The sequence below is a fragment of the Cupriavidus sp. 01L46 genome (assembly GCF_056399905.1).
On sequence record NZ_JBFTSF010000067.1, the window covers coordinates 23,734 to 46,439 of the forward strand.

Annotated in this window: 23 protein-coding genes; 6 read left to right on the forward strand and 17 right to left on the reverse strand. The window is 67.4% G+C overall.

All coding sequences use genetic code 11. The annotated features are described in order from the left end of the window. Nucleotides 1–21: 21 nt before the first annotated feature. From AC1DS3_RS14270 to AC1DS3_RS14305, 8 genes are all read right to left on the reverse strand, one after another. Nucleotides 22–975, reverse strand: a complete 954-nt coding sequence (locus AC1DS3_RS14270; protein WP_441632956.1) for a vWA domain-containing protein — start codon at nucleotides 973–975, stop codon at nucleotides 22–24. Then, complete coding sequence (locus tag AC1DS3_RS14275) at nucleotides 972–1,517, reverse strand: MxaK protein (protein WP_441632958.1); 546 nt, start codon at nucleotides 1,515–1,517, stop codon at nucleotides 972–974. Before AC1DS3_RS14275 ends, AC1DS3_RS14270 begins: the two co-directional genes overlap by 4 nt. Then, nucleotides 1,514–2,506: a vWA domain-containing protein gene (locus AC1DS3_RS14280; protein ID WP_477127402.1), complete on the reverse strand. Its 993-nt coding sequence runs from the start codon at nucleotides 2,504–2,506 to the stop codon at nucleotides 1,514–1,516. The genes AC1DS3_RS14275 and AC1DS3_RS14280 overlap by 4 nt, the downstream gene beginning before the upstream one ends. Continuing rightward, nucleotides 2,503–3,402, reverse strand: a complete 900-nt coding sequence (locus tag AC1DS3_RS14285; RefSeq protein ID WP_477127403.1) for a calcium incorporation protein MxaA — start codon at nucleotides 3,400–3,402, stop codon at nucleotides 2,503–2,505. The genes AC1DS3_RS14280 and AC1DS3_RS14285 overlap by 4 nt, the downstream gene beginning before the upstream one ends. Further along, on the reverse strand, nucleotides 3,399–4,268 hold the full coding sequence (locus tag AC1DS3_RS14290; protein WP_441632963.1) for a DUF58 domain-containing protein: 870 nt from the start codon (nucleotides 4,266–4,268) through the stop codon (nucleotides 3,399–3,401). The genes AC1DS3_RS14285 and AC1DS3_RS14290 overlap by 4 nt, the downstream gene beginning before the upstream one ends. A gap of 22 nt (nucleotides 4,269–4,290) precedes the next feature. Next, entirely contained in the window at nucleotides 4,291–5,310 is a 1,020-nt protein-coding gene (locus AC1DS3_RS14295; protein ID WP_477109172.1) for an AAA family ATPase, read from the reverse strand. A gap of 245 nt (nucleotides 5,311–5,555) precedes the next feature. Beyond that, on the reverse strand, nucleotides 5,556–6,194 hold the full coding sequence (locus tag AC1DS3_RS14300; protein WP_441632967.1) for a response regulator: 639 nt from the start codon (nucleotides 6,192–6,194) through the stop codon (nucleotides 5,556–5,558). Between the two features lie 12 nt (nucleotides 6,195–6,206). After that, entirely contained in the window at nucleotides 6,207–7,628 is a 1,422-nt protein-coding gene (locus AC1DS3_RS14305; protein WP_441632969.1) for a HAMP domain-containing sensor histidine kinase, read from the reverse strand. A 301-nt stretch (nucleotides 7,629–7,929) separates the two neighbouring features. Between AC1DS3_RS14305 and AC1DS3_RS14310 the strand changes: the two genes are divergently transcribed. The 6 genes from AC1DS3_RS14310 (at nucleotide 7,930) to pqqE (ending at nucleotide 13,887) form a co-directional block, all read left to right on the forward strand. Beyond that, nucleotides 7,930–10,359 carry a TonB-dependent receptor gene (locus tag AC1DS3_RS14310; RefSeq protein ID WP_441632971.1) on the forward strand — a complete coding sequence of 810 codons (2,430 nt, stop codon included), beginning with the start codon at nucleotides 7,930–7,932 and terminating at the stop codon, nucleotides 10,357–10,359. Between the two features lie 305 nt (nucleotides 10,360–10,664). After that, nucleotides 10,665–10,739 (forward strand): pyrroloquinoline quinone precursor peptide PqqA, encoded by a 75-nt coding sequence (gene pqqA / locus AC1DS3_RS14315; RefSeq protein ID WP_441633184.1) that lies wholly within the window; start codon nucleotides 10,665–10,667, stop codon nucleotides 10,737–10,739. Between the two features lie 80 nt (nucleotides 10,740–10,819). Then, complete coding sequence (pqqB, locus tag AC1DS3_RS14320; protein WP_441632973.1) at nucleotides 10,820–11,734, forward strand: pyrroloquinoline quinone biosynthesis protein PqqB; 915 nt, start codon at nucleotides 10,820–10,822, stop codon at nucleotides 11,732–11,734. Further along, nucleotides 11,734–12,456: a pyrroloquinoline-quinone synthase PqqC gene (gene pqqC, locus AC1DS3_RS14325; protein WP_477127404.1), complete on the forward strand. Its 723-nt coding sequence runs from the start codon at nucleotides 11,734–11,736 to the stop codon at nucleotides 12,454–12,456. The genes pqqB and pqqC overlap by 1 nt, the downstream gene beginning before the upstream one ends. Continuing rightward, on the forward strand, nucleotides 12,453–12,734 hold the full coding sequence (pqqD, locus tag AC1DS3_RS14330; RefSeq protein ID WP_441632977.1) for a pyrroloquinoline quinone biosynthesis peptide chaperone PqqD: 282 nt from the start codon (nucleotides 12,453–12,455) through the stop codon (nucleotides 12,732–12,734). The genes pqqC and pqqD overlap by 4 nt, the downstream gene beginning before the upstream one ends. Beyond that, on the forward strand, nucleotides 12,706–13,887 hold the full coding sequence (pqqE, locus tag AC1DS3_RS14335) for a pyrroloquinoline quinone biosynthesis protein PqqE (protein ID WP_441632979.1): 1,182 nt from the start codon (nucleotides 12,706–12,708) through the stop codon (nucleotides 13,885–13,887). Before pqqD ends, pqqE begins: the two co-directional genes overlap by 29 nt. Here the strand turns inward: pqqE and AC1DS3_RS14340 are convergent. From AC1DS3_RS14340 to AC1DS3_RS14380, 9 genes are all read right to left on the reverse strand, one after another. Then, a complete protein-coding gene (locus tag AC1DS3_RS14340) occupies nucleotides 13,868–14,692 on the reverse strand; it encodes an ABC transporter permease (protein ID WP_441632981.1) in 825 nt (274 codons plus the stop codon). The two genes, pqqE and AC1DS3_RS14340, sit on opposite strands and share 20 nt — an antisense overlap. Before the next feature lie 19 nt (nucleotides 14,693–14,711). Continuing rightward, a complete protein-coding gene (locus AC1DS3_RS14345) occupies nucleotides 14,712–15,905 on the reverse strand; it encodes an ABC transporter substrate-binding protein (RefSeq protein ID WP_441632983.1) in 1,194 nt (397 codons plus the stop codon). Nucleotides 15,906–15,919: 14 nt separating this feature from the next. Beyond that, the gene (locus AC1DS3_RS14350; protein WP_441633186.1) at nucleotides 15,920–16,876 is read right to left on the reverse strand and encodes a PQQ-dependent catabolism-associated beta-propeller protein; all 957 of its coding nucleotides are present in this window, start codon (nucleotides 16,874–16,876) and stop codon (nucleotides 15,920–15,922) included. A 35-nt stretch (nucleotides 16,877–16,911) separates the two neighbouring features. Then, the gene (locus AC1DS3_RS14355; RefSeq protein WP_477127405.1) at nucleotides 16,912–17,685 is read right to left on the reverse strand and encodes an ABC transporter ATP-binding protein; all 774 of its coding nucleotides are present in this window, start codon (nucleotides 17,683–17,685) and stop codon (nucleotides 16,912–16,914) included. Further along, on the reverse strand, nucleotides 17,682–18,710 hold the full coding sequence (locus tag AC1DS3_RS14360; protein ID WP_477127406.1) for a tripartite tricarboxylate transporter substrate binding protein: 1,029 nt from the start codon (nucleotides 18,708–18,710) through the stop codon (nucleotides 17,682–17,684). The genes AC1DS3_RS14355 and AC1DS3_RS14360 overlap by 4 nt, the downstream gene beginning before the upstream one ends. A gap of 17 nt (nucleotides 18,711–18,727) precedes the next feature. Continuing rightward, the gene (locus AC1DS3_RS14365) at nucleotides 18,728–19,420 is read right to left on the reverse strand and encodes a hypothetical protein (protein WP_441632989.1); all 693 of its coding nucleotides are present in this window, start codon (nucleotides 19,418–19,420) and stop codon (nucleotides 18,728–18,730) included. 16 nt (nucleotides 19,421–19,436) lie between these two features. Further along, nucleotides 19,437–20,318, reverse strand: a complete 882-nt coding sequence (locus tag AC1DS3_RS14370; RefSeq protein ID WP_477127407.1) for a substrate-binding domain-containing protein — start codon at nucleotides 20,316–20,318, stop codon at nucleotides 19,437–19,439. 44 nt (nucleotides 20,319–20,362) lie between these two features. Further along, the gene (locus AC1DS3_RS14375) at nucleotides 20,363–20,770 is read right to left on the reverse strand and encodes a c-type cytochrome (protein ID WP_441632993.1); all 408 of its coding nucleotides are present in this window, start codon (nucleotides 20,768–20,770) and stop codon (nucleotides 20,363–20,365) included. A gap of 98 nt (nucleotides 20,771–20,868) precedes the next feature. Further along, a complete protein-coding gene (locus AC1DS3_RS14380) occupies nucleotides 20,869–22,602 on the reverse strand; it encodes a methanol/ethanol family PQQ-dependent dehydrogenase (protein ID WP_477127408.1) in 1,734 nt (577 codons plus the stop codon). Nucleotides 22,603–22,706: the final 104 nt, after the last annotated feature.

The window sequence follows — 22,706 nt, forward strand, 5'->3', positions numbered from 1 at the left end:
GTTGTCATTCGGAGGAGGATATCAGGGCGAAGCCTCCGGCTTGCCTTGCCCGAAGAGGCGGCGCAGAGGCAGGCGCCCGCGCGCTGGCAGAAGATGCCAGGTCAGCAACAACAGGGCAAGCACGGCCGGCAGCCAGCGCAGATCGGTCCTGACCGGCTGCCGATGCGCCAGGCGCCCGTCGAGCAGCGCGCTGGTCAATGCCCCGGGCGCGGCGACGCGGCGGTAGCCAAGGCCCGTCTGCCTGGCCAGCGCTTGCAGATGCGCTTCATGCAAGGCGGAAAGATGTTCCTGGCTTTGCGCCGGCGCCACGCCACCGGATACTGCGCCGAGCTGCACGACCTCGTCGGCGCGCCAGTAGCCGATGCGGTTGCCATCCGGGTCGGACTTGGGAATGGGCATCGGCGTGTCGCCCCCTACCCCGAACAGCCAGCCGGCGGTCTCGCCTGGCGTGACATTCAACATGGAGTGCTCCGAYGGCCGGAGCGGGGGCGACTCGTGGCCATCGGTGATGAAGACGACGCGGGTGCCGTCACCCATGCTCTTGCCCGTGCGCAGCGTCCAGTAAAGCCCCTTCGTGATGCTGCTCGCATTGACCCAGGCCATGCGGCTGTCGATGCGATCCAGCGACGACAGCAAGGCATCGTAATTGGCGCAGACCTCAAGCGGCGTCAGCAGGGGGAGCGCGCGATAGTCGGCAAACACGGCCCAGCCCACTTCAGAGCCGCAGGGCAAGTGCTTGAGAGACTCGCGCATGGCGCCGCGCGCGTACGCCAGGCGGCTCACGGGCGCCGCGGGGCTTCCCATGTCCTCGACATTCATGCTTTGCGTTACGTCGAAGGTGACCATATAGCGGAAGGTGCCGCGCGGCAGGGTCAGCGGCGGCATCCAGACCGCGGCCACCAGCAGCAGCAACGTCACCGCCAGCGGCCCGTTTTCCCGCGCGAAGAAGCGGCCAGCCAGCGTGCGCAGCGTCAAGGCAGGTCTCCCGGTGGCAGGCCCGGCACCTTGATGCGCAGCAGCTCCTTGGGCATGTCGTCGGTCTCGGCGCCGAACACATCCTGCGCCTCGGGGGCCAGCCAGAGCGCGCGCTCGAGGTTGTAGCGGGCATCCCAGTCGCCGGGATCGGCGCGCAGCAGATCGCGGTAGCGCGCTTTGGCAAGCTCCACCAGCGCCTGCGCCTGGAAGGCATCGTTCGCGGCGGTCTCGCGCGCATTGCGCAGGAACATATTGCCCAGGTTGAACAGCGCCGTCTGCCCGAGCGCATCGGTGCGGCCGCGCTGGATCAGGCTGTTGTAGACCGTCAGGGCCGCGTCATGCTGGCCGGCCTCGGCCAGCGCGCTGGCCTGCGCCAGCCTGGCCTCGGGCACCTCGGCGGCGGCGCTGGCGTTCGCCTTTGCCGATGCCACGGCCTGGTTGATCCGGGCCGCCTTGCGCAGCTGCACGGCCTGGGCGGCCGCGAGCGCGCCGAAGGCAACCGCCGCCACGGCAAACGCCAGATGGATGGTGCGTCGCCTCATGTCCAGCTCCGCAATTGCAGGCATCGGTATCCAAGCAGCAGCGCGCAGCAAACCAGCGCCGCGCCAAAGACGTAGGCGCTGCCATCCTTGCGCGGCACGCGCTCCGTGAACGACAGCGGCAGGTTCTGCTGGCGGCCGACTTCAGCAATGGCGGCGGCCATGGCACTGGCGTCCTCGGCCTCGTACGCGCGATATGGCGTGGCCATGCTCTGGAAGAAACGGTGCAGTGCGATCTCCTGTGCCGGGCTGTCGTCCGGGACATCGGCGTGCAGGCTTGGACTGATGCCGGTGCGCAGGTAGATCCAGTACAACGCAATGCGGTTGCGGGCCAGGCCGGCCTCGATACGCTTGCGCGTGCCGGCATCGAGCTGCGCGCCGCCGTCCGACACCATCAGGATGATGCGGCTGCCGGAGTAAGGGCGCGCGTCGAACTCGGCGATCGCTGCCAGCACCGCCCTGCCGATATCGGTGTTCATCAGCCCCCGGCCGATGCGGGTGGCCGCGATGCCGGCCTGGATCGCCTGCTTGCGCTCGGTGAACGGCAGCACACGCAAGGGGCTGGTGCTGAACATCATGAAGGCATAGCGGTCATYGGGCCGCTGCGCGACGAAGCGCGTGAGCAGCTCGCGCGCGACATCGCCCTTGGTGTCTCCCTGCGTGCGCAGCGCGGCCTGCTCGCCCTTGGCTACGATGACGGAATTCATGCTGCCGCTGCGGTCCAGCAGGATCAGGATCTCCGCGCCGTGCCCGGTCCGCGCCACCTGCGTTTCCGAGCGGCCTGGGCTGGCCAGGCCGACGATGATGCCTGCCATGGCGATCACGGCAAGGCCCCGCTCCAGCGCGCCGGCGACGCGGCCGATGCGATCCGGCGGCAGCCACGCCACGCAGGGAAAAGACAGCGTGTCGCCGCGCCGGCGCAGCAGCGGCAACAGGGCCAGCGGCAGCAGCGCCAATACCCACGGATGGACGAAGTCAAAGGGAATCGTCATGGCCGGGCACGCTTCTCGGCAAGATAGAGGTCGCGGCAGAGCGCGCGCAACGGAAATGGCTCGCCGTCGGGCTCGCCCGAGAAGAACCGCTGATCCGAGTGGGCAAGGAAATGCTGGAGCCGCGCGCGCAGGGGTTGCAGATGCGGTGCCCGCGCCAGCAGCCCGGGGAGCGCTGCCGCACGCAGGACCGTTCCGGCGGTCTCGTTCAGGGCCTGGTGCAGGCATAGCCAGGCCTCGGCCTGGCTGGGGTCGAGACTGCGCATCCTGCGCCATGCCCGCGCCAAAGGCAGTTGCCTGGATTCGCGCCGGTTGCGCCAGGCCCACCAGCCCAGCCAGGCGGCCAGGGTGGCCGCCAGCGCGGCGAGCGACAGCCGCATCCGCCGCGCAATCGGCTCGGTTGGCAACGCAGGCACGGCCCGGTCGGGACGCATTTCGAGCAGGCCGCCTTTGCCGAGCACGGCCTGCGGCGTCAGCGGGYCGACGCTGATCAGGTGCGCGCTGGTCTTCAGCGCCGGACCCGTGCTCATGGGCAGCGACAAGGCAGGCAGCGCGATCGCGGTCAGCGTTTGCGGCGCATTGACGATCTGGTAGCTCACGCGCAGCCAGCGGCGGCCGTCAGGATCGGTCTCCCACTGGATCGGACGCCGTTCCAGCCATCCGCCGATGCGCTCCGCGCGTGGCAGCGCCGCGGGCGCGACGGCGGTGCCGTCGGCGGGCAGCAGGATGCGCTGCGTGACTACGTCGCCAAGCACGTAGCCAAAGGCGCGTGGCTGCTGCACGACCACGGTGGCCGCTTTTCCCTGCGCCCAGGCTGCGGGAAGGACCAGCACGGCGGCACTCGTTGCCGCGCAAGCCGCGCCGGCAAGCCTGGGAAGGAGGTGCTGGCGATGCGTCATGCCACGGCCTCGAGAAAATAACGGGACAGGGCCTCGGCCTCGAATGCCCCGTGCAGATGGATGGGCCGCAGCCCTCGCGCAAGGAACAGGGCGTCAAGCCGGGCGCGCCGCCGAGCCACCGTGTCGCGCCACTGGGCGCGCAGCGCCTTGCCTACCCACAGCGTGCGCCGGCGGCCGGTCTCGGCATCGCGCACGGCCAGCAGCGCGTTGCCCGGCGGCGGCTCGGTTTCAGCAGGGTCCCAGGTAATCATTGGCACCACGTACGCCTGCGCCAGCAGGTCGAGAACGCCGTCCAGTGCTTCAAGCGCCCAGTGAAAGTCTGAGACCAGGAAAATCAGTCCCTGCCGATCCGCTAAGCGCTGCGCCGCTTGCGAGAGCCCTTCGGCACCACCCGCGCAGGCCGAAGCGCCTGCGCTCGCGAACTCCCGCAGCATCGCCGACATGGCATAGCCGGCGCCACGGCTGTGCCGCGCCGGCACGAACAGGTCGGTGCGCTCCACCGCGTCGAATGCCAGCATGCCCACCGGGTCACCGGCGCGAAAGGCGCTATGCCCCAACCCTTCTAGGAAATCCGCCACGACGTGCAGCTTGCTGGCATGTGCCCCGAATCGCATCGAGGCCGACACGTCGACCACGGCATGCACGGGCACGCTGACACGCTGCCGGTGGGCGCGCACCAGCCATTCCTGCCGCAGGTTGCGCAGACTGGCGCGCAGGTCGATCCGCCGCGGGTCCGGATTGTCGAGCAGGCGCATGTGCGCGGCAAATTCCTGCCCGTGGCCGAGGCTGGTTCCCAGGTGGGACCCCGGCCGGAATCCACCCGCGCGGGCGGGCAGCCGATAGTGGAATTCGCGCAGGCTGGTCATGGCCACGTTCGCGTCGTTCGCATCATGGCGCGGCAATGGTGCCCATGATCTGCCGCACCAGCGCGTCGGACAGTTCCGCCCGGCGCAGTTCGTACACCGGCGTGAAGAACACGCGGTGGCCGAGCGCCGAAGGCAACACGGCATGGATGTCTTCGGGCACGAGGTGCGTGCGGCCCGCCATCCATGCCACCACGCGCGCTGCCCTCATCAGGGCGCTCATGCCGCGCGGGCTGGCGCCCGCAAGAATCAGGCGCTCCATGTCGACGCCGTCCAGGCGTATGCCGAAACGCTGCGGCGTCTCGGTGGCCTCCCACAGTTGCAGCACATAGCGTTCGATGGTCTCGCTGGCTTGTATGCCGCGCTGGATGATCGCGGCAATCTCGTTGAGTTGCGCCCAAGGCAGTACATCCGGCGCGACCTGCTCCAGCAAGGACTCGGTATCGTGGTAGACCGCATCGAAGACCAGCGCGCGGCGCACGGCGGGATCGGCGGGCGTGGCAATGTTCAGCTCGAACATGAAGCGGTCGCGGGCGGCCGAGGCCAGCTCGAAGGTCTCCTCCTTCTCGACCTTGTTGCGGTCGGCGAACACCGTCATATGGGGGAAGCAGTACTCGCGGTTGAAGGCCGACACCGAGCGCTCCGCCATCGCCCGCAGCAACAACGACTGGACCTGCGGCCGGGCGCGGTTGATCTCATTGAAGAAGAACGTGGTAAGCCTTTCGCCGTGGCGCAGCAGCGGGCCGGGGTCGATGCGCGGCTTGCTCTGCGCGTCCACGTAACTGTGATACACCAGGTCGCCAGGCATCAGGTCGATGGTCCCTTCCACGCGCTCGAATTCACCGCCGATGGCGCGGGCAAAGGCGCGCAGCACCGTGGTCTTGCCCACGCCGACGTCGCCCTCCAGCAGTACGTGGCCGCGCGCGAACAGCGCAACGTTGATCAGGCGGATGACCTGCGGCTGGCCGAGCACCGCCTTGGCCACCTCGCGCTCCACGCGCCGGGCGCTGTCGCGCCAGTCCTGGAGCTTCTCGTCTGCTGTCATTGGGTCCTCTGGATGCAATGCGGCCTGGAACGACGCCGGCTGGTCAGCGGACTTCAGCACAAGCCATGCCAGGAGCGTGGCGGAACCTGGGTGCCGGTTGACGCGGCGCGATCGGACGGAAGACATGCAGTACGCAGGGGGTCAAACGCGTTGGAACAGGTGGAGCACTTTGTTGCAGCGTGCAGCAATCTGTGCCGGAGCGGGTTGTCGGCTATTACGGGAGGACATCGGTGCGTGACCAGGCGCTAAAGCAAGCCGTGCTGCCGCGCGTAGCGATGCATCTCCAGCGTATTGCCAAGCCCCATCTTCTTGCGCAGCATGGTCTGATAATTGGCCACGGTCTTGATGCTAAGGAATAGCTGGCCGGCAATCTCATCCACCTGTTTTCCCTTTGCCAGCAACCGGAACACATCGAACTCCCGCGGCGACAAGCCAAGGTGAGGCACCTCTTCCTGTTGCCCGCCGATGTGCCCCAGGGCCTGCCTGACATCGTCCGACAGGGGCCGCTCCCCGCGCATGACCAGCCGCACGGCATCGACCAGGTCCTCGGGCGGGCTGCTCTTGGTCAGGTAGCCGCGCGCACCGGCCTTCAGCGCCTGCGCCACCAGCGCGGGGCTGTCGTGCATGCTGAACACCAGCACGCGCAAGCCGGGCAGGCGGCTGCCCAGCCTTTGCAGGGTTTCCAGCCCGCCACGGCCCGGCATCGACAGGTCGAGGATCAGCACCTCGGCTTCGTGCTGCGTCAGCCAGCCGTAGGCGACGTCGGTGTCGCCGAACTCTGCCACGACTTCGATGCCCGCTTCCAGTTCCAGCAAACGCCGATAGCCGGTGCGCACCACGGCGTGGTCGTCCGCGAGCGCCACCCGGATGGATGCCATCACCATGTCGCCATGCCTTCAGGCCTCCTGCGCCCAGTCGTCATGATTCGCCAGTTCCGCCGGCCCGCCTGCGCCAGCCAGGCAGAAGCGCGCCGCAAGCCGCAGGCCGGGCCGATCGGCGCCGGGTGCCGACTCGCTGATCTCGATCTCCGCGCCATGCGCCCATACGCGCTCGCGCAGGCCGTCAAGTCCGTGGCCCTGGCGCGCCGATGGCGAGGCGGCAGCCATGCCGACGCCGTCGTCTTCCACCGACCAATCCACCGTGCCCGCGCCGTCGGCCCGCAACGACACCGTTGCCTGGCTCGCCCACGCGTGGCGCACGACGTTGGTCAGCGCCTCCTGCGTCATCCGATAGAGCGACAGGGCGAGTTCGTCCGGCAAGCCGGCGCCACCCAGGTCCAGCCGCAACGCAAAGGCAGTGTGCCTGCCCGCCTGCCCGCGCCAGCCCTCCACCAGCTCGCCCAGCATGCGCGCCAGCGGCACCGGTCCGCCGCCCGGCTGCGAGCCGTGCGGGCGCAGCCCGCGCAGCAGGTCGCGCACGTCCAGGTGGATGCGCTCGCAGTGCTTGGCCAGATCCTGCGCCACCGCGTTCAAGGCCGGGTCGGCGCGCGTCTTGCGCGCCATGTAGGCCGTGTCGGCACGCATCGCGGTCAGCACCTGCCCGAACTCGTCGTGCAATTCCCGGGCCAGCCGCGCGCGTTCCTGCTCCTGCAGGGTCAACACACGCAGGCTGAGCGCACGGCGCGTCGCCTGCGTGTGCGCAAGCGCGCCGGCCAGGTGGTTCAGCGCCCGTGCTATCGCATCCAGCTCGCGCGTCGGCATGGCGGGCAGGCGGTGCGCGTAGTCGCTGCGCTCATAACGCGAGATCGCATGGAGGATGTCGCGCAGCGGCGCCAGCGCGCGCCGCACCACCCAGCAGATGCCGCCCAGCATCATGGCGCTGAACACGCATAGCAGCGCCAGCACACCGACGATGTCGCCGAAGGCTTCGCGCTGCTCGCTGAGCGGGTTCCATACCAGGCTGGCCTGCCAGTCGCCGCCATCGCCGCGCGCGATGCGCCAGGTCTGGGCCGGTGCGGCGGCCGCACCTTGCCACCGGGCCTGGACCCAGCGCAAGGCCTGGAACGGCGCCGGCACGGCCTCGTCCTGCGCCGGGGCCACCAGCACGCGGCCTTCGCCATCCTTGAGCAGCAGTTGCAGGTGACGCAGCTCCCCCGAGGCGTTGATGCGCCGCAGGGCGTCCAGGCGTGCGCCGGCGCCGCCCTGCCCGCCACCCTGCAGCGCCGCCAGGTGGGCCATCAGCTCGGCGGTGCGCAGCGCGCCGACGCCCTCGTGCCGCACATTGCGCTGCGCTTGCCAGAGTGCCGCCAGCAGGGCACAGCACAAGCCGAGTAGGGTCACCCACGCGGCGCGGCGCATCAGCAGGCTTGACATCTCCATGGCTCCCGTCTCCTTGCATTCCCTGTCTTGCCCATGCCTCGCTCTCAATCAAATCGGGATTTTTTCCCGGCTATGGAGGTATGGGACCTGCTTGAGCAGGAGCGGATGCCCAGATAACAATATGAGGAGACCCACCATGCCCCTTGCCCCAAGACCACCACGCCGCCCACGCCACCCGCCCCCGCGAAAGATTCCGGGTTTGCGCCGCACCACGCTGGCACGCGCGGTCGTCCGGCTATGCTTCCCGCTTGCGGCCGGTGCGGCATCAGCCCAGGCGGACCATGCCGCTTCAGCGAATTTCGTGCCTGCAGCGCCGGCGGTGGCGGCGGTGGCGGCGGTGGCGGCGGTGGCGGCGGTGGCGGCGAACACCGCGCCGCGCGATGCAATGCCGTTTCCGGTACAAACTGTCACCTCGGTGCCCACCAGCAATGCAGGCAATACCGGCACGATCGGGGATGGCGCCATGCTGCCCGAAGTCCAGATCGTGGCCGCCGCGCCGCTGCCCGGCATCGGCGTGGACCGCGACCTGGTGCCGTACACCGTGCAGACGGCTAGCGGCGACGACCTGAACGGCAAACGTACCGGCACCCTCGCCGAATATCTGGCACGCTACTTCACCGGCGTCAATGTCAACGACATCCAGGGCAGCCCCTTCCAGTCCGACCTCACCTACCGCGGATTTCGCGCCTCGCCCATCCCCGGCGCATCCCAAGGCCTGTCAATCTACCTCGACGGCATCCGCGTCAACGAGCCCTTTGGCGACGTGGTCAGCTGGGACATGATCCCCGAGGCCGCGCTCGATAGCGTCTCGCTGGTCTCCAGCGCCAACCCCGCCTACGGCCTGAACACGCTCGGCGGCGCGCTGGCCATGACCACCCGCTCGGGCCTGACTTCACCGGGCCTGACCGCCGATCTCTCCTATGGCAGCGGCAACCGCAAGCGCGCCGACCTGTCGGGCGGCATCCGCAGCGACAGCGGCTGGCACGCCTTCGCCGCCGGCACCCTGTTCCAGGAACACGGCTGGCGCGATCATTCCGAAGGCCGGCTCGGCAACCTGTTCGTCAAGGCCGGGCATGCCAGCGACACTACCAGCTGGGACGTGTCCCTGCTGCACGGGCGCAGCACCCTGATCGGCAACGGCCTGGTGCCGAGCTACCGCGCGAGCGGCAATGCCCTGCTGCCCGGCCTGTACGAAAACAACCGCGCCGCCGCATACACCTACCCGGACAAGACCCGCAACCAAGTCACCCAGGTAGCCCTCAACGGCCGCCACTGGATCGACGACAAGACCAGCGCCGCCATGCTCGCTTACGTGCGCACCAGCCGCCGTGACACCACCAACGGCGACATCAACCCCGATTACGACGCTTACACGGAAGACTGCGAAGACGGCTTCAACGCCGACGGCAGCCCGCGCAAGTCCCGCTGCGGCTTCACCCGGGCCGAAGGCGCCGCGCTGGACCCGGCCGTGCTCAACACCACGCATATGTGGCAGCAATCCATCGGCGTGGCGCTCGGTGCCGCCAAAGAAACCGAGCACCACCTGCTCAACGCCGGGCTGACCTTCGACCGCAGCCGCCTGACCTACTCGCAGTACGAGCAGCTCGCCACCTTCACCGACGACCGCGGCGTGGTCGCCGACCCGAACGCGCCCAATGCACTGTTCTCCGGCGTCAGTGGCACCTCGCGCGCGATTGGCCTGTATCTCTCCGATACCTGGTCCCTTACGCCCAGCACCTTCCTCACCGCCTCGGCCAGGTGGAACCACGTCACCGTGAGCAATACGCTGCGCAACAGCGACGGCAGCGAGCAGCCGCAGGAGAGCTTCACCTACCGCCGGCTCAACCCCGCGCTGGGCCTGACGCAAAAGCTGGGCGGCGGGGTCTCGGTGTTCGGCGGCTACGCCCAGAACAACCGGGTGCCCACGGTGCTGGAGCTGGGCTGCGCCGATCCGGCCCAGCCCTGCCGCCTGCCCGCCGGCCTGCAGGCCGACCCCTACCTCAAGCAGGTCGTGTCGCATTCCTACGAGGCGGGTGCGCGCTGGCGCCCGTCGAAGGACACCGAGGTGTCCGGCACGTTCTACCGCATCGACAACCACGACGACATCCTGTTCCTGCGTGCCCCCAACACCCAGCAGGGCTACTTCGCCAACTTCGACCGGACCCGCAACCAGGGCTTCGACCTCTCCGCGCGGCAGCGCCTGGGCGACTTCACGCTGCGCCTGGGCTACAGCTATCTGCAGGCCACCTACCAGGCCAACGGGCGGCTCGCGGTGGGAGAGCGCACCATCGACGTCAAGCCGGGCATGCGCCGGGCCGGCGTGCCGCGGCACACGATCAAGCTGGGCGTGGACTGGCAGGCGCTGGCCGGCCTGACCCTGGGCGCCGACCTGGTCGGCGTGTCCAGCAGCCCCACAAACGGCAACGAAGACGGCCTGCGCGCCGACCCGCAGCCCGGCAAGGCGCCCAAGTACGCGGACTGGAGCACGCCCGGGTACGCCACGGTGAACCTGCGGGCGTCCTACCGCGTCAACAAGCATTTCGAGATCTACGCGCGCGTGGCCAACCTGTTCGACCGCCGTTACGAGACCTACGGCCAGATCTCCAACGACCTGTTTCCCAACGGCAACTTGCTGCGCCCGCACGTGACGCCGGAAGACAACGCCAGCGCGCTGTTCGTCGCACCCGGCGCGCCGCGCAGCGCCTGGGTCGGGGTTGTGTACCGGATGTAGGCAGGCAGCCTGTTGCACATCCGGCCCGCGCTGTGGCAATGGCGTGACACTTTGCCCGCTCCCGCGAGCACTGACCGAGAGCCTCAGGCGGGGCGTTATGCAATGCTGCGGAGCAGCATGATGCCCGCCTGGCCTGCTAGACGGAACCAGGCAAGAGGCTGCACGGCAATTGGCTTCGCCCAACGGTCGGCGGCGGCGGCCGGGCATGCTTGTTGCAGCACCGATGCCGACGGCAAGCAAGCTTCGCCGTTACCTTTGCATGGACTATGCTGTACTTGCCTACCCCATCCTGAAAGGAGCCGCCAATGACCTGGACTACTCCCGCATACGTCGATATGCGGTTCGGATTCGAGATCACCATGTACATTGCCAACCGCTGACTGGGCGGACGGCTGGAATCCGGGAAAGCCCGCCGGCCGGCGGGCTTTTTCCTTGGCCCTGACTGGACAAACACCAGGCCATGACAACACTTCGGGTACTGGGATCGGCTGCCGGCGGCGGCTTTCCCCAATGGAACTGCAACTGCTTCAACTGCGACGGGCTGCGTCGCGGCACCATTGCCGCCACCGCACGTACGCAATCCTCGATCGCGCTATCCGAGGACGGCGTGCAATGGTTGCTGGTCAACGCCTCGCCCGACATCCTGGCGCAGATCCGCGCCACCCCGGCGCTACAGCCGGCCCGCGCGGCGCGCGACACCGGGATCGCCGCCGTCTTGCTGATGGACGCGCAGATCGACCATGTCACTGGCCTGCTGATGCTGCGCGAGCACAGTAGCGCGCTGCCGGTCTACGCCACGGCCCCGGTGCTGAAGGACCTGAGCGAAGGTTTTCCGTTGTCCCGCATCCTGTCCCACTACTGCAACCTGGAAACCCATCCGCTGCCCCTGGACGCAAGCCCCTTCACCGTGCCGCCGCTCGCGGGGCTCACCTTGCACGCCATCGCGCTGGACAGCAAGCCGCCGCCCTACTCCCCCAACCGCGCCGCGCCGCAGCATGGCGACAATATCGGCCTGCGCATCGTCTGCGCCAGCGGCAAGCGCGTGTTCTATGCGCCCGGGCTGGGCAGCATCGAGCCGCATGTGCGCGCGGAGCTGGCCCAGGCCGACGTGATCCTGGTCGATGGCACCTTCTGGACCGACGATGAAATGCGGCGGCTCGGCCTGTCGTCCAAACTGGCCCGCGATATGGGCCACCTGGCGCAGTCCGGCCCGCACGGCATGATTGCCGCGCTGGACGAAGCGCCAGCGGCACGCAAGATCCTGATTCATATCAACAACACCAACCCGATCCTGGTGGAAGACTCGCAGCCGCGCAGCGAACTGGCCGCGCACGGGATCGAGGTGGCCTATGACGGCATGGAGATCGCCCTGTGATGCCCGTACCACACCCCCAACCCGTCCCGCCAGCGATTCCCGACGGCGAGCGCGCGGCCTTCGAAGCGCGGCTACGCGCTCTGGAATCGCGCTACCACATCCATCACCCCTTCAACCGGCGCATGGCGAGCGGGCAATGCTCACGCGAACAGATCCAGGGCTGGGTAGCCAACCGCTTCTACTACCAGATCAATATCCCGCTCAAGGACGCCGCCATCCTCTCGAATTGCCCCGAACGCGAAACGCGGCGCGAGTGGGTGATCCGCATTCTCGACCACGACGGCACCGCCACCGAGCCCGGCGGCATCGAAGCCTGGAGCCGCCTCGGCCAAGCCGTGGGGCTGACGCGCGAGGCGCTGTGGTCCCAGCAACTGGTGCTGCCCGGGGTGCGCTTCGCGGTGGACGCTTACGTCAACTTCGCGCGGCRTGCGCCGTGGCAGGAAGCGGTGTGCTCGTCGCTCACCGAGATGTTCGCCCCCGCCATCCACAAGGAACGGCTGGCCGGCTGGCCGGAGCATTACCCGTGGATCGACGCAGAGGGACTCAGCTATTTCCGTTCGCGCATCCCGCTGGCGCAGCGCGATGTCGACCATGGCCTGCGCGTCACGCTGGACTATTTCCGCACGCCGGCCGAACAGCAGCGCGCCACGGAAATCCTGCAGTTCAAGCTCGACATCCTATGGTCGATGCTGGACGCCATCGAAAAGGCGTATCCCGTATGAACTCCCCTGCCAAGCCCGACACCGTAGCCGCCACGCCGCGGCTGGACCCGCTCTACCGCCTGCAGTGGGAAGAGGCCCAGAAAGCCTGGGTGCTGCTCTATCCTGAAGGCATGGTCAAGCTGAACGACAGCGCGGCCGCCATCCTGCAGCGCTGCGACGGCACCCATACGCTCGACATGCTGATCGACGAACTCCAGACGTCCTTCGGCGTGCAGGGCATTGCCACCGAGGTACACACCTTTGTCAAACATGCCTGCGAACGCGGCTGGCTCGTCTGAGCCGGGCCTGCCCACCGCCACGGTGGGTCCGCCTCTGTGGTTGCTGGCGGAGCTGACCTACCGCTGCCCGCTGCACTGCGCCTTTTGCTACAACCCGGTCGACTACGTGCGCCATGGCCAGGAACTGGACACGGCGCAGTGGCGCCGGGTACTGGAGGAAGCGCGCGCGCTCGGCGCCGCCCAGCTTGGTTTTTCCGGCGGCGAGCCACTGGTGCGCGACGACCTCGAAGACCTGGTGGGCCATGCCCGGCAATTGGGCTTCTACACCAACCTGATCACCTCCGGCGTGGGCCTGACCGACGCGCGCCTGCGCGCGCTGCGCGTGGCCGGGCTCGACCATGTCCAGCTCTCGTTCCAGGACTCCACGCGGGAAATGAACGACTTCCTGTCGAGCACCCGCACCTTCGACCTGAAGCAACGGGTGGCGAAGCTGATCAAGGCGCACGGCTACCCRATGGTGCTCAACTGCGTGCTGCACCGGCACAACCTCGCCCATGTCGGCACCATCATCGAGATGGCGCTGGAAATGGGCGCCGAATACCTGGAGCTGGCCAATACGCAGTTCTACGGCTGGGCCTGGGAGAACAGGCTGGCGCTGATGCCGACCGAGGAGCAGCTGCGCGAGGCCGAGTCGGTGGTGGAGTCCTACCGCGCCAGGATCGGCAAGCGCTGCCGCATCCTGTTCGTGGTGCCGGACTATTTCGAGCAGCGGCCCAAGAAATGCATGAATGGCTGGGGCTCGGTGTTTCTCGGGATTGCGCCCGACGGCGCCGCCCTGCCCTGCCACGCCGCGCGCATGCTGCCCGGCCTCGTCCTGCCGAACGTGCGCACGCAATCGCTGCGCGATATCTGGTACCACAGCGATGCCTTCCAGCGCTTTCGCGGCACGGCATGGATGCCCGAGCCGTGCCGCTCATGCGATGAAAAGGAGATCGATCTCGGCGGCTGCCGTTGCCAGGCCTGGCTGCTGACCGGCGATGCCAACCGAACAGATCCCGTTTGCGACAAGTCGCCGGATCATGCCACCGTGCGCAACGTAGTCATGCATGGGCGCCTTGCCGCCCAAAGCGGGCCGCCAGCAGCGCCGCACGAAGTGCCGCTGGTGTTTCGCGCCGACGCGGCATCGCGCCGCTTCAGCGGGCCGGACCGCTAGCGCGCGCGGCCCGCGCCACGCCGCGCTGCGGATCGTAGCCCAGCAGCGCGAGCGTGAAGAACACTGCCGCGCCGCCCGCCACCACCGCCAGGCTGGTCCACTGCGCCTGGCCGTACAGCGCGAAGCGGATGGCCTCGACCGCGTGCGTGAACGGATTGAAGCGCGCCAGCTGGTACACGATAGTGGCGCCGGATTCCTCCAGCTTCCAGAGCGGGTATAGTGCCGAGCTGATAAAGAACATCGGGAAGATCACGAAATTCATGGTGCCGGCAAAGTTCTCCAGCTGGCGCACATGCACCGACAGCAGCAGGCCGATCGCGCCCAGCATCAGCGCTGCCAGCGCCATCACCGCGAACGCCCCCGGCAGATCCTGCCACGCGAACGTCACGCCGAAGCATATCGCCACCAGCAGGAAAGCCGCCATCTGCAGCAAGGACAGCAGCGTGCCGCCCAACAGCTTGCAGGCCAGCAGCCAGCCGCGCGGCAACGGCGCCGTAAGCAACAGCCGCATCACGCCCATCTCGCGGTCGTACACCATCGCCAGCGAGGACTGCATGCCGTTGAACAGCGCGATCATGGCGATCAACCCGGGCGCCATGTAGACCTTGTATTCGATATAGGTCTCGTAAGGCGGGATGATGGCTACCCCGAAGACGTTCTGGAAGCCGGCGGCAAACACCAGGAACCACAGCAAGGGCCGCACCAGCGACGAGAACAGCCGGCCCGGCTGGCGGAAGAACTTGCAAATTTCCCGGCCGGCCACCGCCCGCAGCGCGCGCATTCCATGCATGACGGGATGGGTCATCGTGTCTCCCTGCGCACGCTCAGCGTGTCATGCGGCACGCTGAGTCGGGGGCATCCGCGCCGAGCGTGTCGAGATTGTTCTTAGGATGCAGGAAGCCCTCCACCGGCGCCGTGGCAATCACGCCGTCGGGGTGGGACAGAAACAGCGGCTGGCGTAACTGGCCATCCCAAGGGCGGAAGCCCAGGCGCGGCCCCTTGAAGCCGTCGACCACCACCTCGCCGGAGACCAGCGCCTCACGCTGCCTGGCGAAGCCGGCTTTCGGCAAGCGCGCCACCGATGCCGCCACCGCCTTCACGGCAGCCCATGCGGCCCAGTCGAAGCTGGTCATGGGCCGGCCGGCTGCCTTGCTGAAACGCCGGTTGAGCTGCGGCCCGCCGTTGCGCTCCCAGGCCCAGTGCCAGGCTTGTGCGGTCAGGCCATTGGCGCCGGCCACCGGGCGCGGCAGCTGGGTGGCATAAGGCAGCGAGCGCGCAAACTCGCCATCGCTGTCCGCAACCACGACGGCGTCGTAGTCAACCCCGGTGGTCAACAGGTTCACGTTGGACAGATCGCGCTCGCGCGGATCGTTCGACAGCTTGAAGGGACGTTGCGCAGCCCAGCCAATCCCGAAGCGCTTGGCCGATTGCAGGAAAGCGGTCTGCTGCTCCCGGTCGGCCGGCAGCGGCCCGTACAACAGCAGGGCCTTGCGCCATTTGCGCGCGGCCAGGTATTGCATCAGTGCGTCCGTGCGCATGCGCAGGCTTGGCAAGGTATGCAGCAGGTTGGGCGCGCAGCCGGCGCCGCGCAGGCTGTCGTCGGCGGCGGATATGTTGAACAGCAGCGCGTCCCCCCGCTTGACCGCCTTTGCGGCCACGACGACGGCAGGCGCCGGCAGGTCCAGCACGACATACCTCACATTCCGGCGGACCAGCCCGCTCACGGCAGCGGCGACTTCGGCTTCGCCGCGGACTTCAACCGGTTCCAGCACCAGTGTCGCGCCAACCGCATCGAGCGCGAAGCGCGATTCGGCGACGGCCACCTTGGCACCATCCAGCGGACGCCCTTCGGGATGCCCGGGATAGCGCTTTTCCAGTTGCCGGCTGTCGTAGCGCGGATCGTCGGCAAGCGACACCACGGCGATGCGCACTTCCTGCGCGGCCGCGGCCCACGACAACAACAGGAATGCCAGCGGCAACGCCCGCCGGCACCAGGATAGGGGTGCGTTTACCCACATGACGTCTGCCGCCTTCAATCGTCGATCACCACGGAATGCGGCACCCGCCCGACCTGGATGGCGGTGACCGCCTTGTTGCGAGCCGTGTCGACCACGCTGACATCGTCAGACAAGCCGTTGGTGACATAGAGCAGGCTGTTGTCGCGGTTCAACCCCAGTCCCCAGGCACGCTTGCCGACCAGGATGTAGTCCGTCACGCGCTTGCCGGCGGCATCCACCACCGCCACGTGGTTGGCGCGGCCAAGCCCTACATAGGCGCGCTTGCCGTCGCTGGACAGGGTCATGCCGACCGGGGTGATGTCGTCGGCGCGAAAGCCCTTGGGCTCGAACTGGATGGTATGCGCCACCGCCAGGTCGTCGGTGCGGATCACGCTGACGCTGGCGCCGAGTTCGTTGCTTACCCACAATTCCTTGCCATCCGGTGTCAGGATGAAGCGGCGGGGCCGGTTTCCGACCTGGATGTTCTTGACCACCTTGCGCGCCGCGACATCGATGACATGGACCATGTTCGCCACTTCGGAGGCGACATAGACGCGCTTGCCGTCCGCACTGGCCTTGACGCCTTCCGGCTCTTCGCCGACCTTGACCTCGAACAGCTTCTTGCCGGACGCCACGTCGAAGGCCGACAGCAAGGCGTCTTCCTCGTTCGACACATAGAGGGACTTGCCATCGGGGCTCAGGTCGAACATTTCCGGATCCTCGCCCACGCGCAGCGCGCCGACCGTCTTGCGGCTGGCCACGTCGATCACGTCGATACGGTGGTCGTCGCTGCAGGCGACGTACAGGCGGGTACGATCCGGCGAGAACTGCAGGTGGCGCGGCCGCTTGCACTGTGCCAGGGTGCCAGTCACCTGGCGAGTGTCCGCCCGGATCACGGTAAGGCTGCCGTCCTTCTCGTTCGAGACGAAGAGCTGGCCGGTGCCCGCGCTCCAGCCCGGCCCTGGCGCCAGGCAAAGCCCGGCCAGCAACATCGCCCGCAAGCGGGCCGGCACCGCATGGCGGTTCGTCATTTCCGCGCCTCCTGTTCAGGTGTCCCGGTGAGGGACAGGAATGCCGCTTCCAGGCTGCCGCCGCCTGCCGCGCGCAGCAGGTCCGCCGGTGTGCCGTCGAAGCGCACTAGTCCACGATGCAGCACCACGACGCGGTCGCTCGCCTCGACTTCCTGCACCAGATGCGTCGCCCATAGCACGCCCACCCGGCTGTGCGTCGCCAGACGCCGCGCCTCGGTGACGATCTGCATGCGCGAGGCCGGGTCGAGGCCCACCGTGGCTTCGTCCATCAACAGCAGGCCGGGCTGGTGGAGCAGCGCGCGCACCAACTCCACCTTGCGCCGGTTGCCGCCCGACAGTTCACGCACCAGGGTACCGCGCCGCGCCGCCAGGCMCAGGTGGTCGAGCAGCGGCGCCATCCGGGCGGCCGATTCCCGGCGCGGCAGGCCATGCAGATCGGCATGGAACCGCAGGTTGGCCTCGACCGACAGATCGAGATCGATGGCCGGTTGCTGGAACACGATGCCGATGTGGGCCAGTGCATGGACCGGCGCCTCACGCATATCGGCGCCCATCACTTCCACTTGGCCCGCGTCCTGGACGAAAAGCCCCGCGAGGATCTGGAACAGCGTGGTCTTGCCCGCGCCGTTGGGACCCAGCAAGGCGACAAACTCGCCGCGCCGCACCCGCAGCGACACGCCGTCGAGGGCTGCCCGAGCGCCAAACCGCTTGCGCACGCCTTCGCAGGCCAGCGCGTCGGCAAATAATGCCGCTTCCGGGGCACGCGTCATGACGAGGCCTCCTGCTTGATCCCGAGGCCAAGGCGTTCGGCAAATTCACGCTCCTTGACCCAGGCCCGCTCCAGGTAGGCCTGGTACCGCGCCGTGTTCAGGTAGGTAAGCTCCTGGTCGTATTTGGCAAGCTCGGCGATATGACGGGGCTGGAACATCGCGTGATGAAACGCGTCGTGCAGGCGTGTGACGATGCGCGGGTCGGTCCCATGTGGCACGCCGATGCCATACGGCGAGTTGTAAACGGCATCCGGATAGCCGAGCTCCTTCACGGTCGGGACGTCGGGCCAGTGCGCCGAACGCGCCTCGCTGAACACCGCCAGCAAGCGCAGTTGCCCAGACGCCACGAAGGGCGCGAAGCCGGTGGAATTGACGCCGGCCATCAGCGAATGGTTGGCCACTGCCAGCATCTGGTCGGCGGTGCCGCGATACGGCACATGCACATAGGAGATGCCGYTACGCGAGAGGRCGTCTTCCATGCCGAGGTGCGCCGTGGTACCTATCCCCGTGGAACCCACCGTCAGTTCGCCCGGATGTGCGCGGCCCCACTCAAGCAGGTCGCCCAGGCTGCGCAGTGGGCTGTCGGCCGGGACCAGGATGCCGAAGGTGACGCCCGAGATCATCAGCACCGGCTGGATATCGCGCAACGGCTGCCAACTGGTCTTCTGCTGGTGCGGCAGGCGGTAAACCGTCAACGGCAACTGGCCGATAACGTAGCCGTTCGGCTTAGCCGCAGACAGCGCGGGGCCCACCAGGGTGCCACCCACGCCGGGCTTGTTCTCGACCACGATCGGCTGGCCAAGCGCCGGGCTGGCCAGTTCGGCGAGGATCCGCATCGTGATGTCGGTCGCGCCGCCTGCCGGCCAGGGGACGATCAGCGTGATCGGCCGTGACGGATACCTGTCGGCCATGCTGCCCGTGCTGGCCGGGACCCGGCCCGCCATGCCGGCAAGCAGCGGCGCGGCAAGCGCGCCCAGTCCGGCGCGCAGGAACCTGCGACGCTCGCTTGCGTGCTTCCCATGCATTCGATTCACCCGATTCATCATGGCTTGGCGCCGCGAAAGCGCAAAGTCTCGGTTTGCACCGGACGCGCGAAGTCCTGCGCCTGGTTCTGCGTCTGGTTCTGCGCCTGGTCCGGCGTCACTCCCGGCACCTTGCCCGGCACCTCGCTCTTGAGCAGCAGGACCTGGCCGGGCACGCGGTCGGACAGCACGAAGGTGTAGCGCTTGCCGACCAGGTTTTCGAAGCGGGCGTGGTTGGGATCGTCCAGGTAGGGCTGGATCACGATCTGCCGCGCCGGCACCGGCTTGCCATCCAGCTCGGCCGTCACCGGGGTGATGGCCGGGCCCTGCGCCAGCGCGAGCCGGATCCGCTTCTGGAAATAACGCGGCTGGCCGCCGGTCAACTGGCGCATTTCGGCGATGTCCTTCTCCAGGAAATAGAGGATGACCGGATTGCCCCGCAGCGGCGCTTCGAGCGCGAACGGCATGGTGCCGGCCGCATCGCTGACGACCGCGCTCACGCCCTTGCCGCCGCGCGACAACCTGACGTGCACCTCCTCGCTGCCTGCCGGCGCCAGGCTGCCGCCCTTGTCGAAGCGGTAGACGAGATCGGCCGGCACCCGCACCGTCTTCAGGTGGTCGGCCATGAACAGCAACCGCTCCGCCGGCTTGATGGGATCGTCGGCGGCGCCGGCGGGCGCCGCCACGGCACCCGTGATGGCGCACAGCAGCACAGCGACGACACGCTGCCTAACGCCGGTTGGGGGACGGGCCCGCGACCGGATTGCCTTTGTCGTCCACCAGGGGAATCCGGTAGCTGGCGAGAATCGCATTGATCTTTTCCTGGTTGCCGGCAATCCAGCGATCCACTTCATCTTTCCACGCCTTCTCGCCAAAGCGCACGCCCATGGCGATCTCGTAATCGAACTTGAGTTGCGGATCGGGCCGGAACGGCACCATCACCCATTCGCCGGCGCCGGCATGCTGGCGGGCCAGGTAGCCGGCGATGGGTCCCCACAGGATAGCGATGTCGACCTTGTCGGCCAGCAGATCGCGCTCGACCACGCCACCCGGCACCTCGTCGGGATCACCACTCTGCTGCTGGTAGACCACGGCCTGCTCGAACAGCTTGTTGCGCAGCAGCCAGTCCACCGACGGCGCGCKCGAGAAGATGCCGAAGCGCAGCTTGCCCAGCGTTTCAGGCGGCAGCTTCAACAGGTCCTCCGGCGTGGCTACCTCGCGCAGCGCATCGCGCTGGCGGAACACCAGCGCATAGGTCGAATGCATATACGGCCGCGTGGTGGCCGTCAGCTCATAGTCCTTGGGCACGCCAACGATCAAGTCACATTTCCAGTTGCCGGTATCGGGATCCTTCGCCCGCAGCGTATTGCGCACGAAGCCCATGCGCTGCGGGAAGAAGGTGTAGGCCACCTCCCGGCCGAGATCGTGGGCCATGGCCTGTGCGATCTTGTTCTCGTAGCCTTCGCCGCGCTGGTTCGACGACGGCAGGCTGTTCGGGTCGGCACAGACCCGCAACAGCTTGTCCGCCGGCGGTGCCTGCGCCGCGCCTGGTGGCGCCGCCAACGCTCCAGCCAGCACCGTTGCCATCAGCGTCAGTCCCCGATTGCGCATCCGTCGACTCCTGTTTGCCGTTATCCGGCGCGCCGGCCCGGTCATCATTTGTCAGCCGGATAGACATGGCCCGGCTTGATCTTGCCATCGGAGCGGCCCTTGAGATAGGCATATAGGTTCTGCCAGTTCTTCTGCATCATCTCGGAGCCCCCGAAATTCGGCATGCCCTTGTCGATCCGGCCGTCCATCATCAGCTTGTGGAAATCGTCCATCGACAACTTCTTCAGCGACTCCACCAGCGAKGGACCGACCATGCCCTCCTGCTGCGCGCCGTGGCAGCGCTCGCACGCCATGGCGCGCCAGGTCTTCCAGCCTTGCAGGGTATTGGTGTCGACCTTGTTGCCTTCACTTACCTTATAGGGCGCCGCGGATTGCGTCGCGTCGCTCTTGCTTTGCGCGTCGCAAACGGTACAGGCCAGCAGGGCAAAAATCACCATTGAGGAACGGAACATCTCTTCAACTCCTTGTAGGGACGCTTGGCAGGCGGCCGCGCCGGGCCGCCGCTTCGCTTATTGCAGACTGCGTATCGTGGGGGTGAGCAAGACCGGCATCAGGTGGTAGGCAGCGCGAAGACGAACAGCGTGCCGCCGAGATCGGTGTACTTCGCCAGATCCTTGTAGCCGCCTACCGCGCCCAGACCTTCGTTCGCCTTCTCCAGCCCTGCCGCCATGCCAATGCCGGCCCCGGAGGGGGTCTTGAACTTCCACAGCTCCTTCCCGTCCTTGATATTGACGGCCTTCACATAGCCCTCAAGCGTGCCGTAGAAGGCAATATCACCCGCCGTCGCCAGCGCGCCCGACCAGACCGAGAAGCGCTCCGGCTTGGACCACAGGATCTTGCCGGCGGCGGCATCCCAGGCAATGAAATTGCCCATGCCGCCATGGCTCTTCGGCGTCGCGTACATCGACAGGGTCGCTCCTACATAGGGCTGGCCCGCGGTGTACTCGACCTGGAAGGGTTCATAGTCCATGCAGACGTGGTTGGTCGGCACCAGGAAAATGCCCGACTTGCGATCGTAGCTCATCGGCTGCTGGTCCTTGGTGCCGAGCGCCGACGGGCAGATGCCTTTGACGTCGACATCCGGGCCCGTGGTGGCGGGCGAGTACTTGGCGTTGACGATGGGGCGCCCGCTCTTCATGTCGATCTTGGATGCCCAGTTGATGGTCGGGTCGTATTTCTCCGCCACCAGCAATTCGCCGGTCTCGCGGTTGAGCGTGTAGCCGAAACCGTTGCGGTCCAGGTGCACCAGCGTGGGTACCTTCTTGCCCTTGATGTCCAGGTCGGCCAGCACGTTCTCGTTGACGCCGTCGTAGTCCCACTCGTCGTGCGGCGTCATCTGGTAGACCCACTTGGCCTTGCCGGTATCCAGGTCCCGCGCGAACAGCGTCATCGACCACTTGTTGTCGCCCGGGCGCTGCGCCGGATTCCACGTGCCCGGGTTGCCGCTGCCGTAGTAGACCAGGTTCAGCTTCGGATCGTAGGCATACCAGCCCCAGGTGGTGCCGCCGCCCAGCTTCCACTGGTCGCCCTTCCAGGTCTTGACCGAGGAGTCCTTGCCGACCGGCGCCATCTTGCCGTCGGTCCAGGTCATGGTGGTTGCAGGATCGAACAGCAGCTCGTTGTCGGGGCCGGTGCTAAAAGCGGTCCAGATCTTCTTGCCCGTCTTCAGGTCATAGGCGAGCAGGCGGCCGCGCACGCCGAATTCGCCGCCGGAGATGCCGGTGATGACTTTGTCCTTGAAGACGTGCGGGGCGTTGGTATTGGTCTCACCGACCTTGGGATCGCCGTTCTTGACGGTCCACATGACCTTGCCGGTCTTCGCATCGAGCGCCACCAGGGTGGTGTCGGCCTGCTGCAGCAGGATCTTGCCATCGCCGTAGGCCAGGCCGCGGTTGACGGTGTCGCAGCACATCACCGGCACCACGTTGTTTTCCTGCTTGGGCTCGTACTTCCACTTKAAAGACTGGTCCTTCAGGTTGATCGCGATCACCTTGTTCGGAAACGGCGAGTGGATGAACATCGTGTCGCCGATCACCAGCGGCGAGCCTTCGTGGCCTCGCAGCACGCCGGTGGACACCGTCCACGCAACCTGCAGGTTTTTCACGTTGCCGGCGTTGACCTGCTTGAGCTCGCTGTAACGATGGTTGGCATAGTCGCCAGCCTGTGCTGCCCAATTGGCCGGATTGGCCACCAGCTTGTCCAGCTCGGCATCCGCGCGTGCGGTAAATGACGCGGTGGCTGTGGCAAGCATCGCCATCCCCACCATCATGGTCCGGAATTTCATGTCTCCTCCGTCTTTCTTTACGTGACAAAGTCTGGATCCCGCTTCCTGCGCGCCGCCTCCGGCTCCTCAACTAAAACTGATTGCGCGGGTTGCGAACCTGGCAG

Bases quoted from the DNA above. Each gene is read 5' to 3' on its own strand.
- pqqB (WP_441632973.1), top strand. From the start codon at position 10,820: ATGACAACACTTCGGGTACTGGGATCGGCTGCCGGCGGCGGCTTTCCC.
- AC1DS3_RS14290 (WP_441632963.1), bottom strand. From the start codon at position 4,268: ATGACCAGCCTGCGCGAATTCCACTATCGGCTGCCCGCCCGCGCGGGT.
- AC1DS3_RS14340 (WP_441632981.1), bottom strand. From the start codon at position 14,692: ATGACCCATCCCGTCATGCATGGAATGCGCGCGCTGCGGGCGGTGGCC.
- AC1DS3_RS14350 (WP_441633186.1), bottom strand. From the start codon at position 16,876: ATGTTGCTGGCCGGGCTTTGCCTGGCGCCAGGGCCGGGCTGGAGCGCG.
- AC1DS3_RS14305 (WP_441632969.1), bottom strand. From the start codon at position 7,628: ATGGAGATGTCAAGCCTGCTGATGCGCCGCGCCGCGTGGGTGACCCTA.
- AC1DS3_RS14300 (WP_441632967.1), bottom strand. From the start codon at position 6,194: ATGGTGATGGCATCCATCCGGGTGGCGCTCGCGGACGACCACGCCGTG.
- AC1DS3_RS14295 (WP_477109172.1), bottom strand. From the start codon at position 5,310: ATGACAGCAGACGAGAAGCTCCAGGACTGGCGCGACAGCGCCCGGCGC.
- AC1DS3_RS14345 (WP_441632983.1), bottom strand. From the start codon at position 15,905: ATGTGGGTAAACGCACCCCTATCCTGGTGCCGGCGGGCGTTGCCGCTG.
- AC1DS3_RS14275 (WP_441632958.1), bottom strand. From the start codon at position 1,517: ATGAGGCGACGCACCATCCATCTGGCGTTTGCCGTGGCGGCGGTTGCC.
- pqqD (WP_441632977.1), top strand. From the start codon at position 12,453: ATGAACTCCCCTGCCAAGCCCGACACCGTAGCCGCCACGCCGCGGCTG.